The sequence below is a fragment of the Chryseobacterium sp. C2(2020) genome (assembly GCF_014218915.1).
Lineage (GTDB): Bacteria > Bacteroidota > Bacteroidia > Flavobacteriales > Weeksellaceae > Chryseobacterium > Chryseobacterium mucoviscidosis.
In genome coordinates, this window is sequence record NZ_JACLCT010000008.1 from 28,349 (window position 1) to 47,593 (window position 19,245).

Sequence of the window (19,245 nt, forward strand, 5' to 3'; positions counted from 1 at the left end):
GCGTTTAAGAAGAAATATCCCGAACTCAGGTTAAAACCAATTCTGATCATGGCTGAAGTTCAGCGATTGATTCCTCTTTATGCAGGATTTTTTCCCTGTTGTTTTTACGATCCAGAATGAGCCATGCTGCATCGAGTATTTTGATGAGGTGCAAATACGGATCTACGATATTGCGCTCCGGTACATTGTTGAACTTTCCGAGCGAGAAATACACGATTTCCGACAGAAACTCTTCGAATTCCACAAGACGGTATTTTTTAAAAGCTTTCCGGAAAACTTTTGCCGGATCGCGGTATTCTTTTTCCGACAGTGATCCCTGTAACATCGGATTTTTGTGTTCCGAAAGTTCATGAACCAGCCATTTTCCGCGATCGTTTCTAAGGGAATATGCTGCACGAATAAACGACCGGAGCGACTGGTGAAAATAAAAGACAACGGAAGCATCTTCCGGAATTCGTGTTTGGCGCTGTGCGGCGTATTGCATGATGAGATTTAAATGTTTTTTGGCAATTACCAAATCATGAAACTGGAAAAATACTTCCATCAGCGAAAGCGCAGAATGTTTCTTCCGACCGCACCAAAAGCGGGATTCAAAGTCTATGCTGTTCTTTTTCATACGAAAATGGTTTTGTGTTTTTATTGTTTTTTGGGGTTGCTTATATAACTTATTCTACAAATGTAATAAAAAACTTCACATTCGATACAAATTTGTATCGAATAATTTTATCTAATATTTCAAATTTTACTGTATGCAAGAATATAGTAATGAAGAAATTGACGCATTAGGTTTACAGATAGGTTGTATAATCAGAGTAGAAAGACTTAGAAAAAAATTATCACAAGAAAATCTTGGACTTCTAATTGGATCTAATAAAACAACAATAGGTCGATTAGAAAGGTATGAGCATTCTACAAGTTGGAAAATTCTATATAGAGTAAGCCAATCATTAAGCATTGATTATAATGAATTATTCATTCTTAAACCATTGGATTTTATATTATCTATAATTAAAGAATCTTTTGATTTAGAAGAAAAACTTACTGCTGAAAAAGAATTATTTTACAAGAACTTAGAAATTGATGCAAGAAAAATTTTTGGTAGAATTAAATAATTACTACAACTTTAAAATATACATTTTAATAAATAAAATTGAACGCTTTGGTATTGAAATATTTAAAAACATATCAAACTTGCTAATAAATCCTTACGAGAGTTGGGATTTTTTTGTTGTTTACGGAAAGCCGTAAGGTAATATCAATCATTAATTATAAATTTGATTTAGTTAACAATAAAATATTAATATTATGGCACTTAAACCAGGACCAAAAAGAATAGCTGAATCAACTGGGAAACCAGATAAACGACAACGTGATAATAAAGAAACACCGGGAAATACCCCTTCTTTAAAACCACCAAAGAAACAGCAAGGTAAATAAACCATATCTTAAACTAAATCCCAGCTTTTGTTGGGATTTTTATTAAAAGAATTTATTCATTTAATTTTTTTTGATAATATTCGTTGAAAATTTCATCAGCTTTGGGATTAATCTAAACTTAATTCTTATTGTTAAGGAAATTATTTTGTTAGCATTAAAACTATTGAAGTCAAGAGACTTTACGCATCAGAGACAATTATTTAAAAATTTCAGGGAAATTACTGATTGAAAATCTTCTAGCGATTTTTATTTTTGTTTGTGGAAAACAATAAGAATACCTATTAAATTATTCTATATTTTGATAAAATCTTTCTCTGAACTAGTAAGATTAACTCTGAATGATACAAAGTAAATAACAGTAAAAAATGAGTATAACCTCGAATCCCTTTGAAGAAAAGATAAAAATTTGGCAAAACATTGTTCAAGATTGTAATCTAAATTTTTTGATTGGTTCAGGCCTTTCAAATCCTTTTTTTGGAACTTTAGGAAATATTGAAATTTGGCTCACTGAATTAGAAAATGATACTTCATTAAAAGCAGATCTAAGAGAATACATTAAAGCGAGTTTATATGCAAGTTACTTTGTTGTTGCAATGCAGAAAAATATAATGTTATATGATGCAGCGTCAATTAAAGATGAGTTAATTTCAGCACCAAAAAATGATACTGAAAAGCTTCAGAATACCTACAAAGGTTACAAGGATTTTCTTCGATTAATTAATCAAATAGTCTATTTAAGAAGGAGTAATACAGTAAATAAACAAACTAACTTATTTACAACAAATATTGATATATTTTTAGAAAAAGTGATCGAAGATCTAAATCTTCATTATAACGATGGTTTTAATGGTGTTTTCAAGAAGACTTTTAGCTTAAGTAATTTTAAAAAATCTTTTTATCAAAAAAGTCTTCATTATGATAACATTGCTGAAATCCCTGTTTATAATCTACTAAAAATACATGGATCAATAACATGGAAACTTCAGGACAATCAATTAATGTTTAATGATATTGATACAATTTATTCAATTGAAGAAGAGTACAATAAAATTAAATTTTTAGACATAATTAAGCTAGATAACGATTATTGGAATAAATACAAAAAAAGCATTCCCTTTAAAGAGATTGTTAAAGCAGCAGAAAAAGCAACAATTGTAGATACTACAGATTTCATTGCAGCATATGAAATGCTACAAGTTGTAAATCCAACAAAAGCAAAATTCAAAGATACTACATTCAACAAATCATATTATGAAATGTTGAGGCTTTATGCTAATGAACTAGAAAAAGAAAATAGTGTCTTATTTATTTTCGGATTTTCAATGGCAGACGAGCATATCCGAGATATTACTTTCCGAGCCATAAGATCTAATCCTACTCTAAAAGTTTTTATTTCTTCTTATACCAAAAGTGCAACTGATATAGTTAATAATCTTAAATTGGATAATATTGATTTAAAAGATTTTCATAATGTGGAATTATTAAATGAGATTGACAATTTTAATCTTAATCTTATCAACGAAACCATCTTTAAAAAAATGCTGGATTATATTAATTGTTTGTAGGAATGGAAAAAGATTTACAAAAAGATTCTATTTTCAGAGTTGGCAAAGTAGTTTCAGTTGAAGGTAGAACGATAAAAATTGAAGTCGATAAAAGTAAGAATAGTTCACATTTATTGTACAATGGTGAAATAATTAGAAATATTTCGGTAAATAGCTATATTAAAATTACAAAAGGATTTAATCGTATTATCGGCAAGGTTGATGGTGAATATATATATGAAGATTCTAATTTTTCTAGTAAGGATTATACAAATGAAAAAAAGAAAATTAAACGAATTTTAATTGTAAAACTCTTAGGCTTCTTTACAAGACGTGGCTTTGAAAGGGGTATTAAGGAGCTTCCTCTAATTAATAACGAATGTTTTCTATTAGATAAAAAAGAATTCCAAGATGTACATCAATTTGTAGGAAAAGCTGATTTACCATTGAATATTGGTACTTTAACTCATGAACCCAATCAAAATGTAGAAATTGGCATCAATGAACTTTTTGCCAGCCATATAGGTATTTTTGGAAACACTGGAAGTGGTAAATCATATACTTTGGCAAAAATATACTATGAACTTTTCATGAAATTTAAGCATGAAGAAAAGTTTAAAAAAAATGCAAAATTTCTCTTATTTGATTTTAACGGAGAGTATGAATCAAAATATAGTATAATTGAACAAAAAAAAGTTTATAATTTAAATACTCGTGCTATAAAAAAGAAGGATAAACTGATTTTTCATGAAAGTGATTTACTTGATAAAGATTTGTTTAGTATAATTGCAAATGCAACGGAAAAGACGCAAAAACCATTTGTAGCAAGAACCTTAGAGTTTTATAAAAATATTTTCAGTTCAGAAGATGCTTTAGAATATTTTCAGAATATCCTTAGAAAAAGGGTCAAAGATGTATATAAAATGGCTGATAAAATTAAAGCTGAGCTACTCCTCGATTATTTTAGGGAAATTTTACCTCCGCAATACGACGACGATAATATAGAAATTGATTTAGCGAGCGATGTTGATTTCAACAATAAATTTGGCGAATTTGTATTTGACGGCACATATTTACGAAGTAACCCAGAAAGTATAGAAGATACATTACTCTATCAACAAGTAAATCGATATGAATTTAGCGAAGACTTTATTTCAAGAATTGTACATTTCCTTTATTTACAATTAATACATGATATCTTTAGTAATAGAGCTACAAACGAACACATTTCTCCTGTAATAAATAAGCTAAAAAGTTTTCATAAAGATATTGATGCTGTGATTAAAGTTGTAGATAATTTAGATGAAGAAGACTTTTGGAATGATAACTTTTTTTGTGTTATTAATTTACATAAAACCAACACCCATATTAAGAAAATGATTCCTCTACTTGTGTCACAAAAACTTTACTCGGAACATAAAAAACACAATAGAAAAAAAGAAAAATCCTTAAATATAATAGTTGATGAAGCTCACAATATTCTTTCATATATTTCCGAAAGAGAAAGTGAAACATGGAAAGACTATAGATTAGAAACATTTGAGGAGATAATAAAAGAAGGACGAAAATTTGGTGTTTTCATGACAATAGCCAGTCAAAGGCCTTCAGATATTTCTGCAACTATTATTTCACAACTGCATAATTTCATTTTACACCGTTTAATCAATAATAACGATATTATTGCCGTTGAGAGGACTGTATCATATTTAGATAAAGTTTCTTTTGAATCATTACCCATTTTGCCGACTGGTACTTGCATAATTGCTGGACAATGCCTACAAATACCCATTATGGTTGATATTTCTTCCATAGATAAAGCTAATGAACCAGACAATAAAACAATTAGATTAATTGAAAATTGGATTTAAATAAAAAGCTAGAAGAAATTCATTTAGTTAATTCCTTTTTGAAATAACTTAAGTTACTTAAATAGCAAAAGCCATTTAATTCGAAAACAGACTAAAAGCAATAATATTCTATTTGATTACTTTATGATATAAATCAAAAAAAAAATCCCGAAAACTCGGGATTTCAAATTTCAAATTCAAACTTACTTGATCTCCACAGGAACCGAGATTTGATCCCAATCCATCGAAAATCCGTTCTTATTTATTTTGTAAACCAGAGTTTCCTGTTTTGCAGGCAGTGCTTTTGTTTTTACGTCTACCCGTAAAGCATCTTTTGCCTGTTCGTATTTGTAGGCGCCCCACTGTTTTGCCTCCTTGTTGAAGATGGCAGTCCATGTTCCGCTTTCTTTAGGAATTAAGAAAAAGCTGTATTTTCCGGCAGGAAGTTTTTTACCCTGAACGGTAATATCTTTATCCGTTTCAAAAGTGGTGGCTTCATTGGCTCCCGCACGCCAAACCTGATCATACGGTTCCAAACCTCCCCAAATGGTGCGCCCTTTAACAGAAGGACTGCTGTAAGCGATCGTAATATTGGCATCATTAATCTTTCCGGTTGCCGTTGCAGGAGGACTTGCCGGTTTTTTGGTGTCCTGTGCAAAAGCGTTTACCGAAAGCGTCATGGCAGCCACAAGAACCGTAGCCGATTTAAAAATTGTTTTCATAATACTATTATTTGTCTGTTTATTTTTATGATTAAAATTGTTTCAACTTAATAGCTATAATTATCGCAAAGGCGCAAAATATATTAAATACAATCTTGTCTTAAGGCGCAAAGATTTTATCTACGATAAAATGAAGCATCCATCCTTATTGAAAATCTTCGATTTTCTTGCGCCTTAAAAATTTGAGACGAATAAAAATCTTGCGTCTTTTGCGTTTTCCAACAAGTGTTCTAAAGAAATTCTATTCTCCGTTTACGAATTTACTGCTTTCGGTTTATAAAACAGTAACCCGATTGCAGAAAATACAATCACCGCTGCTGCGCCGATCACATTAAGCCAAAGGAAGGAAACAATATCGAACTGATAAACGGCAATCACGGCAATTTCAGATAAAATAGCAGCAATAAATACATTCGCCCCGTTGATTTTTTTAAAGTAAAAAGCGACAAGGAAAATCCCCAATATCGGTCCGTAGAAAAGGGAACCCAATACATTCACCGCTTCAATAAGAGAACCCATTTGCGTGGCAAACATCGCGACTCCGATGGAGAAAATTCCCCACGCTAATGTGTGAAGTCGGCTGTATTTTAATTCAGTGGTATCATCAGGAATTTCTTTTTTAAAGATCAGATGAACATCTTTTAGGGAACACGCAGCAAGAGAATTCAGTGCCGCCGAAATGGAACCCCAACTGGCAAGGAAAATAACGGCAAACAGCAACCCGATCATTCCAACAGGTAACGTATTTTTCACGAAATACAGGAAAATATAATTGGTATCCGTTTTCTCGGCATTAAAGTTTGACTGATTGATGGCTTCTTCTACCCTTCCGTGAAGTGCTTTTACCTGAGACTGCGTATTTTTAAAATCCTGAATTTTTGTTTCAAGCTGGGAAGAGTTGTTTTGTTTTAACTGTAAAATTTCCTTCGATTCTGCATTAATTTTTGCCTGCAAATCCTGATGTTCTTTTTCAAAAACCGCTGCCTGTTCAGGTTTCGTTTCCTTTAAATGCTGATAAGAACGCTCGTTAAAATAAATCGGAGCCGGTTTCAGAGAAAAGAATGCGAAAAGCAAAGCCCCAATTAAAAGAATTGCAAACTGCATCGGAATTTTAACCAGTCCGTTCAGCAGCAAGCCCATTTTTGCATTGGTATTGTCTTTCGCCGTAATATATCTCCCAACCTGACTCTGGTCTGTCCCGAAGTAAGACAATGCTAGAAAAAAACCGCCAATTAATCCGCTCCAGATATTGTATTTGTCTTTCCAGTCGAATTCTGTGGTGATGACATTCAGCTTTCCTGATTTTCCCGCGAGATAAAGCGCATCTTTAAAACCAATTCCATTCGGCATATTTTCGATAAGTAAATATCCTGCAAAAGCCATGGTTCCCAGAATAATGAGAAACTGTAGTTTTTGGGTGTGCGCAATGGCTTTTGCTCCGCCAACATAGGTATAAATCAATAGAATTCCGCCTGTTAAAACATTCGTCAGGTAAATATTCCAGTTTAAAACGCTGGATAAGATGATACTCGGCGCATAAATGCTGATTCCTGTAGACAAACCTCTCGAAAAAAGAAAAAGCAGTGAAGTAAGTACCCTTGTTTTCTTATCAAAACGGTTTTCTAAATATTCGTAAGCCGTATACACATTTAACCGCTGAAAAATCGGGATAAACGTAATACAGATCACAATCATCGCCAAAGGCAGCCCAAAGTAATACTGCACGAAACGCATTCCGTCTGTATAAGCCTGTCCCGGCGCCGAAAGAAAGGTAATGGCACTTGCCTGAGTCGCCATAATCCCCAAAAGCACAATGTACCAAGGCATTTTATTGTCTGCTTTCAGGTAAGATTCGTTGCTTTTCTGTCCACGCCCGATGAATACGCCGTACACAACCACTGCAACCAGTGTACAAATAAGAACTGCCCAATCTATAGTACTCATGCCCAGAATTTAGTAAACCAATAATAAAAAGCGATCTGCACTACCAAAGCGAGCGCCAGTAAAATGTACCATGTATTCCAATTTTTAAGAGGCTTGTTCATCAGTTTTTCTGTGCAGATAAAAAGTTTAAAAATAAACGTGCGGCCCCAACATTTCCCGCAGGCAACTGCCTGAAAAATGCCAACGGCGTATAAATAAAATTCCCCTTTCCGTATGGGGCATATAAAGTAGATCCCTGCAAAGGCTCTTCACCGGTGTCATGCATTTCAAAAAGAGGTTCATAAGCAGAATCCCACTGATCCGGAAAATACGCGCCGCGTTCCTGTACCCAATCCTTGAAATCATTTTGAGTAATTTTATTCGGAAAGTTTAGTAATTTATGATTCGGATTTAAAAATGTAACCTCTGCATTTTCTTCAGTAACGCGTTTACTTGTGGCAATACGGAAATTGTAGATTCCCAATTGATCGACGGTTGTATCCTGATTGGTGTTGTACTGCATCACCAGATTTCCTCCGGCTTTTACATAAGACCATAAAAAAGGCATCCAGCGACCGAGCTTTTTCTCTGTGTTATTGGCACGAATTCCCAATACTATGGCATCATATTGAGCCAGTTTGTTTTGGCTGCCGTTTCCGCTGTAAAAATCTTCGTCTTTCAGAACATCAACCTGAATCCCCGCAATTCTCAGAAATTCAGGGATAAAATCTCCTGCACCTTCTATATATCCTACTTTTTTAACCTTTGACTGAATGTCACCTTTCATTACGGTTACCGTTGCAGGTGCAAAATATTGCAGGGAAGGTAAATGCGGATATTGAATTAATACCTGCTTTTTATTGTAAATAGCTCCATCTGCGACAAAATTAGCATCCAATTGTAAACGGGATGCATTTATTTTGCTGAGTTTATTTTTGGGAATTACATAATTGATGGTTGTTTCTTTTCCATTGAATGAATTGACATCTGTACTGCCTAATTGTTCTCCGTTGTACATCAGATTAATTTTACCATTGCTGAATGGTTTATCTGAATTAACTTTAACATTTACGCTCAAATGTAGATCTTCATTTTCTTTTGCTAAATAAAGCGGCTGCGTAAATTTCAGTTCCAGAGCAGGAACAATGCGCAAAGCTTCTACCACATCACCTTTTACGGGATCTAATTTTTTGAACGATAAAGGAAGCTTAACCTGAAACTTTTCCGAGCCGATTTTTAAATCCACCCAGACATTCAGTGGAGATTCTGCTTCCGGCAAACCGATTAACGTATCATTCGGAACTGAAAAAGTTGCCGCGTTCGTAGCGGGTTTTGACAACCAGTAAGGTTCCGTAAGTGCTGCATCGGATGGAATCTGAATATCATGCTGAATGGTAATTAAAGAATCTTTTGAAAGATTTCTGTTGAAACTTTCAGATTGATTCAGCCATTTTACATTTTCTAATACAACAGGATTGGAAGCTCTTGAAATAATATTTAATTTGAATTGATAGTGATTTCCTGCAACCGCTTCAGCCTGATTGGTCACTACTTCCCCCATGAATCCGGCGCAGCTTAAAATAATCTGGTCAAGAGATTTAATTTTATCTTTTTTCAGCTCTGCATCTTTCAGCGCCATAATCTTTTTTCGTAATGCAAGCAAAGCAGGTAAGCTGAGATCCGGATTGTTGAAATTAAAATTTGAAATAATCTGATCCAGTGATTGGTCAATGTCAGCATTTCCCTGTGAAGTCCATGTTTTAGTGATACCGTCAAAAAGTGTCGATTTTGCAGGATCTCCGATAACGTGGGAAAAATATTCAGTCTTTATTCCGGCAACAGATTGTGTTCCTGCACCCTGACTTTTGTGTAAACTTCTGCTGAGTCCTGCCAGTTCACCATAACCCATTCCGAGTTGCGCATCGTATTGTCCAACGGTAATTTTCAGTTGATTTTCAGCGGTTGTATTCACTGCACCAAACCGGAATGTATTCCACAACACACGTTTTGGCTGCCAAACATTAACGTATTTCAATTGATCCGGAAAAGCGGTTTTATCACCTGCCAGTTTAAAAGCTTTTTCGGCAACCACAGCCGAAGCCGCGTGTTGTCCGTGTCCTGCCGCAGCGGTAGGCGGAAAACGACAAATAATGACATCCGGACGGAATGTACGGATCACCCAGACAACGTCTGCTGTAATGTTGTCTGCATTCCATTGTTTAAAAGTATCTGTGGTATTTTTAGAGAATCCGAAATCAATCGCGCGGGTAAAGAACTGTTGAGCACCGTCTAATTTTCTAGCCTCTAAAAGCTCATGCGTTCTGATTAATCCCAGTGCAGCACCTTGCTCTGTTCCCAATAAATTCTGCCCTCCATCGCCTCTGGTTAAAGACAAATAGCCTGTTTCTACATTTTGATCGTTAACCAGCCATGAAAGTAATCCTGTATTCTCATCATCAGGGTGAGCGGCAAGGTATAACACTTTTGGCAGATGTTTAAGGGTTTTGAGTTCGCGGTAAATCTCAGATGATTTTGACGGCCGAAGCTGCTGAGCCGGACAAAAGGCCGCATAAAAGACAAGGATAAAAACAAGGGTTACTTTTCTGAACATTTGAATTTGCTTTGCAGGGCAAATATAAGTAAATCGTTTTTGGTTTTGATGCTAAAGATATTTTGCTGATCTCTTTGTATGAAAATAAAAAATCGAAGCGGAATCTGCCAACTTCGATTTTTTATACTGTTTAAACTTTTTATTTAATCACAAAAGATGACTAAACTTTTATTTAAAGCTGATCACTATAAATGAAAAGGTCTCCATAGTTTTTAAAAATCTTTGATTTTATTCTTTTGAGCGCTTCGATTATTATAGAAATTCGCTTTAACATTGTCTTTTTTGCCTTTTATGGTTAATTATGAAATAGTTTAAATAAGTTTACGCTTAAAAAAGGAATCTTTTTTACAAAACTTTTTTACTCCAGACCAAATTCCTCCGAAATTACAATCTCCGAGTTTCCGCCTACCATTACTTTAAATGCTCCTTCTTCTACAATAAAGTTTCCGGAATTATCATAGAAACCGAGTTCTTTTTCAGTTAAATTAAAGGTGATCTTTTTACTTTCGCCGGATTTCAGTTCTACGATCTGGAAGCCTTTTAGTTCTTTTACAGGTCTTGCAACGGAAGCAGATTCGTCCTGAAGATACAACTGAGCCACTTCCTTTCCATCGTATTTTCCTGTATTTTTAAGGGTAAAAGTGACCTGAATGTTTTCTCCTTTTGAAAACAACTTTTTATTAATTTTTAAATCGGAATATTCAAATTTTGTGTAACTCAATCCAAATCCGAACGGATAAAGCGGTGTTTTTTCTACATCGGAATAATGGCTCCAGAACACATTTTTATCTTTATCAAAAGGTCTTCCGGTATTAAGATGATTGTAATAAACAGGGATCTGACCTACGTTTCTTGGGAATGTCATCGGCAATTTTCCACTTGGATTGTAATCTCCGTAAAGAACCTGCGAAACGGCGTTTCCTGCCTGTGTTCCCAAATGCCACGCTTCTACAATGGCAGGTATATTTTCTGAAGCCCAATTGATGGTTAAAGGTCTTCCATTGTTTAAAACGAGTACGATATTGGGATTTACTTTAAAAATTTCTTTTAAAAATTCTTCCTGAAGTCCGGGTAAATCGATGTTTGTTCGGCTTCTTGCCTCTCCGGACGAAAATCCGTGTTCTCCTAAAACCATCACAACAACATCGGCATTTTTTGCAGCATTTTTTGCTTCTTCCAGCCCTTTTCTGTCCGTGGTATTGTAATTCACTTCGGTAAGGAAAGTAGGTTCGGAGGTTGTTAATTTTGATCCTTCCACAAAATTAAGCTGATTGCCTTTGTAGGCTTTCATACCTTCCAGAACAGAAACTGCGGTATTGTTGTCTGCTGCAATTCTCCAGCTACCGAGAGGGGAATTTTTACTTTCTGCCAAAGAACCCAGAAGGAGGATTTTTTGTCCTGATTTTTTAAGCGGAAGAAGATTTTTTTCGTTTTTAAGAAGAACAATGGATTTTTTTGCCATATCCAGAACGGCTTCATGGTTTGCAGTGCTTCCAATTGTTTCCTTTTCACGCTTCTCATCGAGAAAACGATAAGGATCATCGAAAAGTCCCAGTTCAAATTTAACGCGAAGAATTCTTCTTACGGCATCATCTACAAAACTTTCTTTAACTTTTCCTTGTTTCACCAGATCAATGAGGTACGGCAGATAAATTCCGCTTTCCATATCCATATCGGTTCCTGCTTCTACGGCAGATTTTGCCGCTGCTTTTTCGTCTTTTGAGAATCCCCATGAAATCATTTCACGGATAGAAGCCCAGTCTGATACCACAAAACCGGAAAAATTCCATTTGTTTTTCAGCACATCTCTCAGAAGATATCTGTCGGCTGTTGCAGGAGTTCCATTGATGGTATTGAATGAATTCATCACACTTCTTATTCCCACGTCTACTGCGGATTTGAAAGGCGGCAACACCTGATTGAATAAAGTATTGTTTCCGATTTCCACGGCATTGTATTCCAGTCCGGCTTCTACAAAACCGTACGCTGCAAAATGTTTTGCGGTGGCCGCGATTCTTAACGGAGATTTGAAGGTGTTATCTCCCTGAAAGCCTTTTACACGCGCTGCGGCAATCTTTCCTCCCAAAAAAGGGTCTTCTCCGGCTCCTTCCATCACTCTTCCCCATCTTGCATCTCTGGAAATATCCATCATGGGACCGAATGTCCAGTTGATTCCGGAGGCGGCAGCTTCTGAGGCAGCAACTTCCGCAGATTTTTCGATGGCTTTGAGATCCCAGCTTGCCGCTTCTGCCAAAGGAATCGGCGAAATCGTTTTATATCCGTGAATAACATCAAAACCAATAATTAGCGGAATGCCGAGTCTTGTCTGTTCAACAGCGATCTTCTGAACTGCTTTTACTTCTTTTACTCCGCGAACGGTAAGCATAGATCCTACCAGTCCTTTTTTTATATTTTCATATTTTTCTTCAGCACTTCCTCCAACGGGAGCAGGTCCCGTAACATCCCAGAAACCGTTGTACTGATTCATCTGCCCTACTTTTTCTTCCAGTGTCATTTTAGACATCAGAACATCGATCTTCTTTTCTGTTTCGGGGTTAAGTTTTTGCTGTGCGCTGACTGTGTTCACTGTAATGATGCTTATTATGGAGATAATTACTATTTGGGTTATTTTCATTTTATTTTTGATTATTCTTTGTTGATTATGATCTTTAATTTTAACGTAAGATTCTGAGATAAAAACTCAAATATTTTTTAACGGTAAAAAATTTATCATCACAATTTATGAATGTCCGTTTTTAAAATTCAATCAATATAAAAGAAATATCTGGTGTTTTTAAAATTTTTCAGTTAAAGTTCTGACTCTATGAATTTTTCTGTTTTATTTTTCGGTTGAAAAACTGGAAGCGGGCAATTCAGACTTATTAAATAAATCAGGAACCGCGGTGTTGCTCCAGTCATATCTTACATGAACAGGGCTTTTCACTTCTTTGGATTCTAAAATAATGGTATTCCCTTTTATCACTGCGGCTGCCGGAGAAAATTTTCCATCTGTTCCTGCAATTTCAAAAAGTGTTGATTCTTTATCTTTAAAATGCAATCCGTCTGCAAAATCAAAAGATAAAATAGCTTTATTTCCTTTGTATTCTACGTTTTTAAGCTTCGGACTTTCTACAAGACCGTTATTTTTGCCGTATACATTTTTCAGAATAAGATTTGCCATTCTTATCCCGACCGGCTTTTTATTTTTCGGATGAATGTCGTCTGTTCTGTCGAGATCTGAGGTAATGACAAGACCTGAATTTTTAACGGTTTCTGAAACTATTCTCTGGGAATTCTGAATTTTAACGGTAGTATCGCCCCAACCTGTATATTTGGCAATCTGAATGATGTAAAAAGGAAATTCTTCTCCTCTTGCCTGTCTCCAGGATTGTATCATGGAAGAAAGCAAGTCTGTATATCCTTCGGCATTTCCTGTATTGGTTTCACCCTGATACCAGAGTGCGCCTTTTATTTTATACGGATTCAGAGGGAAAATCATTGCATTGTACGCTCCGCTCATCTGCGTAGGATAATATTCTGAACTTCCCAGCTTTTTGTAATTGTCTGCTAACCGAGGATTTTGGCGGAATACCTGTTCCGGAGCCCATAATTCTGCTGCACTTCCTCCCCATGCGGAAGAAATAATTCCTACCGGAACACCGCTGAGGTTTTCCTGTATTTTTTGGGCAAAGAAATAGCCTATCGCACTGAAGTTTTTCATGGTCTCGGGATTGCAGGAAACCCAGCTTCCAAAGAAATTATTCTGTGGATAGGGTGATGAGAGTTTCGGAACGGTAAAAAATCTTATGTCCGGAAAATTGGCTTTGGCAGTTTCTGCATCGGCATCTTTCATTCCCCAAGCCGGCGTATATTCCATATTAGATTGTCCGGAAATCAGCCATACTTCACCCAGCATTACGTTTTTAAGCTTTACTTCGTTGTAGCCTTTCAGGGTAATGGTGTAAGGTCCCCCTTCTTTTCCTGTGGGTATGGTGAATTTGAAAACAGCATCATTGCCTGTCACGGTTTTGTATTCTTTATCGAGAAAATCTGCTTTCAGGGTGATTTCTTCTTTTGGATTGGCATTTCCCCAAATAACGATTTCTGCATTACGCTGCAACACCATATTGTCTGTAAACATTGCCGGAAGATTGATGTTGGCGAACAATAGATTCGTGAGTAATAAAGAGAAAAGACTTATGATAGATTTCATGTGAGATAAATTAAAGCTTAATTAAGGTAAGTATTTCTGTAAAAAAGGAATTAACTGGTTTGCCATTATCTGGTCGTCTTCTTTACCTGGATGATATCCGCATCCTTTCGGAGTCATTGGCTTAAATTCAAATATTTCGATTGGCTGATGTTTTTTATCATTCCTGAAAGAATTTTTCACGGCATTTAAACATTCTACAAGGAGTTTATTATTCTCGCCTGAAACCATCGGACTGTTTAATAAAACAACTCTGGTGTCCGGATATTTTTTGTAAATATTCTGAACGAATTCCACATAATTTCCGATGAATTTTTCTTTATTGAACGGCAGACGTTCTTTTTTGCCATCGCCATTCGACAGATCATTTGTTCCCAGACATATACTTACCAGATCAGGCTGATAATCGTTTCCGAAAAGTTCCGGCTCGGAAGTTCTCAGATAAAGATAAGGATAAACATCGGGCAGAATATTTTCTTCCGATTTCTCTGTGTTCCAGTTTCTATACATCCCATATCCTGAAACAGAACTTAAAAGATAATCTGCTCCCAAAGTTCTGGCAGCAACAGAACCATAAGCAAAATACGCATTATGCTGATCAAACCACTGTCCTTTTCCGCACGGCAGTCCGCTTTCATCATTTCCGAATCCGCAGGTAATAGAATCTCCTATAAATTCAATTTTTTTTCCTGGTTTCGGCTGAAAAGAGACAGCATCAATTCCGCTGCCGTCAAAATAGACTTCTCCCATTGCTGCTTCCGTTGCCTTTACGATTTTAATGGTGTGTACTTTCAGATTTTTGTCTGAAACATTGTAAGTAAATTTTTTAATCTCGTTATTGTCTATTTTAAATCTACCGATATATTTACCGTCCAGTTCAATGGAAACATAGTTGTAATAGCCTTGGAAAGGAATATTTTTTAATCCGAAACTTACGGAATTTCCGGTAAACTGAAATTCGGTATAAGATCCGGGACCAATAAGTTTACCTTCGTTAAAAGAAGACTGAAGCACTCTTCCGTGCCAGTAAAATTTCTGAAGAAAGTTTCCTCTGTCGTCAAACTGTTTAAGATATTCTCTTGTTATTATTCCGGATTCGTTAAGATCGGATAATTTCCAGTTTCCGTTGGAGGAAGCAGTTGGAAGAAGCATGGAGCAGGTTTCTTTTTTGTCGGAAACAGACCATGTAATCCAGCTCAGCTTATTTTTATTCATCCAGCTAAAATAGCTATGCCATTCAGGATAATTAAATTTTCCATCTCCGGTAGCTTCCATTCCGGCAGATTCTGAAATGAAAACCGGAATGCCCGATTTTATGGCTTCATCGGTTCTGTCGCGCAGCCATTTTCCATGAGTTCCGGCATAGAAATGCACGGTGTACATGATATTTTTTTTGTCTTTTAAGGGATTTTTCTGAACGAGATCTATTCTTTGATCCCATTCCGGACAGCCTATGAGAATAATATTGTCGGCATCATTTTTTCTGATGGTCTTTACAATTTCTTCCGCATAACTTTTAACTTCTTCCCAGGATTGTTTTTCAGGCTCGTTGAAAACCTCATAGATCACGTTCGGGTATTTGCCGTATTTTTTGGATATTGTATTAAAGAATTCTTTCGCTTCTTCTGTATGAATTTTATGAGCGTGCCAATCGATAATTACATAGATGCCTTCTTTAATGGCAGCATCAATTACCGTTTCTATACTTTTGAGATTTACCTTAGGGTTTTGCAAATAAGCACCTTCAGGATCAATTCCCATGGAAGCACGGACAACATTTACGTTCCAGTCGTCTTTCAGCCACTTTACGGTTTTCGGGGTATAAAATCTGGGATGAAAATTGCTCCAGCCGAAACTGGTTCCCACTAACCTCACAGGTTTGCCTTTTGCATCGGAAAGCTGGGTTCCCACAAGCTGAAGATTTCCGATTTCCTTTACAGGATTTCCTGCAAATGTAAATATGGAAATTAAAATGAATAGAAGTGTAATGCGTGAAGATTTCATTTTACCTTTTTTATTGTTATTTCTGTTCAAACAATTTCAAATTTATCCAACATAAGACACTGGTAAATTGTTTGTTAAAATCATTTAAACTACAAATAGTCCTGTTTAATTTTAATTGTTATCTTACTAATGGATTATGCATTATTATTTGTACAGGTTCATTTTTCCGGCTTCTTTTTCAAATAGTGTTTTTTTATCTTTATAGAATTTAAAAAAATCTTTTTCCGAAGGATGTCCTTTGAAAGGCAGATAATATTCCACTTCATTATTTCCCGGTTTGAAACCTGCATTTCTCCAGAACAGGACGTATGAAAATGTGTGTTTATCAAAAACAGGTTTCAGCACTTTCGTAAACCACTCAGAATCCGGAATCTGGTTATATCCTATTTCGCCGATGGCTGAAATTTTATTATGTTTTTCTGCTGCCTGATTCATTGCTGAAATAAGAACATCCAGTTTTTCTGCAAATTTTTTTCCTTCATCCACAGAACCTCTCTGATAAGCGTCAAAAGACATCATATCTACATAGCTGTCTCCCGGATAGCGTTTCAGGAATTCTTCAGGGGTAGAATATTCAACGCTGGTGTTATAAACTGAAATCAGGTGATGCAGTTTTTTTTCATTTTTTAAATAATCTAAAGAAAACCTGTACAATTCTTTATATTCTTCATCTGAAGCCGATTTCGCACCCCACCAGAACCATGTTCCGGTGTGTTCATGAAATGGCCTCCACAGAATAGGAATCGGAATTCCTTTATCGTCTTTTAAATCCGCTAAAAAATCGGCAACTTTATCAAGATAAGATAGAAAAACGGAATGTTTATCTCCACCTTTCAGAATACTTTTTATGGAGGTATTGGAAAAATCCCATGCATTGCCGCCTGTAATGGGATTGTTGGAGTGCCAACTTATGGTAATAATTCCGCCACGGCGATAGCCTTCTTTTATGAATTCTTTCATTTTACCGAATGGTACACCATCAAGATTCTCTGCTTTTCCCAGCTCCAGATCTCCAAGTTCCCAGCCGTACACAGCGGGATGATCTTTTACCACTTCTTTAACATCACTTCTTCCCTGTTGGTATTTCCAGTAAACACCATACGCCAAATCGTCCTGATGTCCTATGAAATAGCCTTTTTTCTGTGCTTTTGCCAGATTTTGATAGAGATTCTGTGTTTCCTGTGTGGCTTTCTCGTCAGATAGTCTGAACTGGGCATTTGCAAAAGACAAAGCCGAAAGAAAAGCTAACGAGAAAAATTTTGTAGGAAAAATTTTCATAGTAAAGAAATGTAAATAAAGATTAATGATAAAAATTAATTTTTGATCATCCTGTGTTTGAAGCTGTTTTGAAATGTATAGGTAATCACAAAAGAAATATTAAGATCCTGAAGCAAAAAATCTATCCGGATTAAACAGCGAAATCATCTTTTAGGCTGCTGTAATTAATTTAAGAACAGCAAGATGGTTCTTTTCTTTTGTGATTACGTTTTATTGACCTTTATAAGTATTGAAGCATGTGTTCGATAATTATTTAAGGTCGTTTTGGTCTTATGCTCTGTTGTAATCGTCTTCGATTCTTACAATATCGTCTTCTCCAAAGTAGGTTCCGTACTGAACTTCAACAAAAACAACGGGCTCGGAAGTTTTATTTTCTATTCTGTGGTGTGCTCCAAGAGGAATCTGTGCAACCTGCCCTACTGTGTAATCTCTGATGTCTTCATCAATGGTAATGGTTCCGACTCCTGAAACAATTGTCCAGACTTCTGCTCTTTTATGATGATACTGCAAAGATAGTCTTCCACCGGGATTCACCTGTATTCTTTTTACTTTATGAGTTTCTGAGTCATCCAGTACCCAATATTCTCCCCAAGGTCTTACGTCATGTTCCATACTAATGTTTATTTAATTTTAAATTTTTATTTGTTGAATTTTACCTGAATATCATCTACATACATAGTTCCTGTAGCTTCAGAAAGAGCCAGCATAATTCTGTATTTTCTAGATCCTGCGGGAACAGCAAGGGTTTTTGAAAACTTTTGCCAGTCTTTCGCGTCCGAAACAAAAAATACCGGCTGATCGTCTCCTGTTTTTGCAGTTCCGTCTTTGGTGAATTCTACGATCATTACTCCTTTATTCCAGTCGTTTTTTCCGGGTTTCAGGTCTTTTGTTTTTGCAAATGCAGAAATATCCAGTGTTTTGCTTCCATCGGGGATATCTGCAATCTGATCTATTCCGAACCAGACAGGATTTGAAGAAGACAGTTTTAAGCTTTTCTGTCCTTTTACTTTTTCTTCGGAAGTGGTTTCAGCGTTTCCTCTCCAGTTTTCGAGTCCGTTTTCAAAGTCCGTATTACTGAGGGTTACAATTTCCAGCGGAGTAGAATCGGTAATCACTTTCACCTCATATTTTTTGGTTTCCTGCTCCTGAATTTTATTAAGATCTTCCTGTGTAAGCGGTGTAATTTTAATATCATCAAAATAGAAACTTCCTGTACATTCGGATAAAGCAATCATAAGTCTTCCGGAACGGTCTTTATTTAGCGGAATTACTTTTTTATATTCCTTCCATGGAGTTGTTCCTTCCAAAGCGGCAATATTTTCTCCTTTACCGTTAATTTCGGCAATTACCACTGCTTTGTTCCAGTCGCTTTTTCCTTTTTCCACGCCATCTGCTTTCAGCCATGCAGAAACTTCGATCGCTGCTGTATTTTTAGGAATACTGAAGGTCTGATCGATTCCTTTCCACTGCGGAGCGGTATATTCTGTAATTCCGCCTCCTTTACTTCCTGTATTTTTGGTGTACGGATTAATTGTTATCGCACTTTCATTGTTCCAGCTTTGGGCATCCATTTCAAAACCTCCGTTGCTGATGAGATTTTTCTGAGCGCTAAGTGCTAATGAAGCTAAAATAAAAATGCTTAAAATATTTTTTTTCATTCAGATTCTTT

General features: G+C 35.9%; 14 protein-coding genes. 4 read left to right on the plus strand and 10 right to left on the minus strand.

The features are described from left to right. Window positions 1–46: 46 nt before the first annotated feature. Window positions 47–616, minus strand: coding sequence for a hypothetical protein (locus tag H6W52_RS06665; protein WP_185216518.1), 570 nt, complete (start codon window positions 614–616; stop codon window positions 47–49). A 133-nt stretch (window positions 617–749) separates the two neighbouring features. Here H6W52_RS06665 and H6W52_RS06670 point away from each other — a divergent pair, with 133 nt between their 5' ends. The 4 genes from H6W52_RS06670 (at window position 750) to H6W52_RS06680 (ending at window position 4,849) form a co-directional block, all read left to right on the plus strand. Continuing rightward, window positions 750–1,112 carry a helix-turn-helix transcriptional regulator gene (locus tag H6W52_RS06670; protein WP_087706210.1) on the plus strand — a complete coding sequence of 121 codons (363 nt, stop codon included), beginning with the start codon at window positions 750–752 and terminating at the stop codon, window positions 1,110–1,112. 193 nt (window positions 1,113–1,305) lie between these two features. Beyond that, window positions 1,306–1,437 carry a hypothetical protein gene (locus H6W52_RS21315; RefSeq protein WP_262487197.1) on the plus strand — a complete coding sequence of 44 codons (132 nt, stop codon included), beginning with the start codon at window positions 1,306–1,308 and terminating at the stop codon, window positions 1,435–1,437. A gap of 365 nt (window positions 1,438–1,802) precedes the next feature. After that, complete coding sequence (locus H6W52_RS06675; RefSeq protein WP_185216520.1) at window positions 1,803–3,002, plus strand: SIR2 family protein; 1,200 nt, start codon at window positions 1,803–1,805, stop codon at window positions 3,000–3,002. A 2-nt stretch (window positions 3,003–3,004) separates the two neighbouring features. Continuing rightward, a complete protein-coding gene (locus H6W52_RS06680) occupies window positions 3,005–4,849 on the plus strand; it encodes an ATP-binding protein (RefSeq protein ID WP_185216522.1) in 1,845 nt (614 codons plus the stop codon). A 182-nt stretch (window positions 4,850–5,031) separates the two neighbouring features. Here the strand turns inward: H6W52_RS06680 and H6W52_RS06685 are convergent, their stop codons facing one another. From H6W52_RS06685 to H6W52_RS06725, 9 genes are all read right to left on the minus strand, one after another. Further along, entirely contained in the window at window positions 5,032–5,550 is a 519-nt protein-coding gene (locus H6W52_RS06685; RefSeq protein WP_185216525.1) for a DUF2911 domain-containing protein, read from the minus strand. A 252-nt stretch (window positions 5,551–5,802) separates the two neighbouring features. Further along, the gene (locus tag H6W52_RS06690) at window positions 5,803–7,494 is read right to left on the minus strand and encodes a sodium:solute symporter family transporter (RefSeq protein ID WP_185216527.1); all 1,692 of its coding nucleotides are present in this window, start codon (window positions 7,492–7,494) and stop codon (window positions 5,803–5,805) included. Between the two features lie 100 nt (window positions 7,495–7,594). Continuing rightward, window positions 7,595–10,084: a PIG-L family deacetylase gene (locus H6W52_RS06695; RefSeq protein ID WP_185216529.1), complete on the minus strand. Its 2,490-nt coding sequence runs from the start codon at window positions 10,082–10,084 to the stop codon at window positions 7,595–7,597. A 358-nt stretch (window positions 10,085–10,442) separates the two neighbouring features. Next, the gene (gene bglX, locus H6W52_RS06700) at window positions 10,443–12,719 is read right to left on the minus strand and encodes a beta-glucosidase BglX (protein WP_185216531.1); all 2,277 of its coding nucleotides are present in this window, start codon (window positions 12,717–12,719) and stop codon (window positions 10,443–10,445) included. Window positions 12,720–12,923: 204 nt separating this feature from the next. Further along, window positions 12,924–14,297, minus strand: a complete 1,374-nt coding sequence (locus H6W52_RS06705) for a sialate O-acetylesterase (RefSeq protein ID WP_185216533.1) — start codon at window positions 14,295–14,297, stop codon at window positions 12,924–12,926. A gap of 21 nt (window positions 14,298–14,318) precedes the next feature. Continuing rightward, window positions 14,319–16,298, minus strand: coding sequence for a cellulase family glycosylhydrolase (locus tag H6W52_RS06710; RefSeq protein ID WP_185216535.1), 1,980 nt, complete (start codon window positions 16,296–16,298; stop codon window positions 14,319–14,321). A gap of 144 nt (window positions 16,299–16,442) precedes the next feature. After that, the gene (locus H6W52_RS06715; RefSeq protein WP_185216537.1) at window positions 16,443–17,576 is read right to left on the minus strand and encodes a glycoside hydrolase family 26 protein; all 1,134 of its coding nucleotides are present in this window, start codon (window positions 17,574–17,576) and stop codon (window positions 16,443–16,445) included. Between the two features lie 270 nt (window positions 17,577–17,846). Continuing rightward, window positions 17,847–18,188, minus strand: a complete 342-nt coding sequence (locus H6W52_RS06720) for a phosphomannose isomerase type II C-terminal cupin domain (protein ID WP_087706196.1) — start codon at window positions 18,186–18,188, stop codon at window positions 17,847–17,849. Window positions 18,189–18,214: 26 nt separating this feature from the next. After that, complete coding sequence (locus H6W52_RS06725) at window positions 18,215–19,234, minus strand: hypothetical protein (RefSeq protein ID WP_185216539.1); 1,020 nt, start codon at window positions 19,232–19,234, stop codon at window positions 18,215–18,217. Window positions 19,235–19,245: the final 11 nt, after the last annotated feature.

Coding starts and splice junctions, on each gene's coding strand:
- H6W52_RS06665 (WP_185216518.1), bottom strand. CDS start 616: ATGAAAAAGAACAGCATAGACTTTGAATCCCGCTTTTGGTGCGGTCGG.
- H6W52_RS06670 (WP_087706210.1), top strand. CDS start 750: ATGCAAGAATATAGTAATGAAGAAATTGACGCATTAGGTTTACAGATA.
- H6W52_RS21315 (WP_262487197.1), top strand. CDS start 1,306: ATGGCACTTAAACCAGGACCAAAAAGAATAGCTGAATCAACTGGGAAA.
- H6W52_RS06675 (WP_185216520.1), top strand. CDS start 1,803: ATGAGTATAACCTCGAATCCCTTTGAAGAAAAGATAAAAATTTGGCAA.
- H6W52_RS06680 (WP_185216522.1), top strand. CDS start 3,005: ATGGAAAAAGATTTACAAAAAGATTCTATTTTCAGAGTTGGCAAAGTA.
- H6W52_RS06685 (WP_185216525.1), bottom strand. CDS start 5,550: ATGAAAACAATTTTTAAATCGGCTACGGTTCTTGTGGCTGCCATGACG.
- H6W52_RS06690 (WP_185216527.1), bottom strand. CDS start 7,494: ATGAGTACTATAGATTGGGCAGTTCTTATTTGTACACTGGTTGCAGTG.
- H6W52_RS06695 (WP_185216529.1), bottom strand. CDS start 10,084: ATGTTCAGAAAAGTAACCCTTGTTTTTATCCTTGTCTTTTATGCGGCC.
- bglX (WP_185216531.1), bottom strand. CDS start 12,719: ATGAAAATAACCCAAATAGTAATTATCTCCATAATAAGCATCATTACA.
- H6W52_RS06705 (WP_185216533.1), bottom strand. CDS start 14,297: ATGAAATCTATCATAAGTCTTTTCTCTTTATTACTCACGAATCTATTG.
- H6W52_RS06710 (WP_185216535.1), bottom strand. CDS start 16,298: ATGAAATCTTCACGCATTACACTTCTATTCATTTTAATTTCCATATTT.
- H6W52_RS06715 (WP_185216537.1), bottom strand. CDS start 17,576: ATGAAAATTTTTCCTACAAAATTTTTCTCGTTAGCTTTTCTTTCGGCT.
- H6W52_RS06720 (WP_087706196.1), bottom strand. CDS start 18,188: ATGGAACATGACGTAAGACCTTGGGGAGAATATTGGGTACTGGATGAC.
- H6W52_RS06725 (WP_185216539.1), bottom strand. CDS start 19,234: ATGAAAAAAAATATTTTAAGCATTTTTATTTTAGCTTCATTAGCACTT.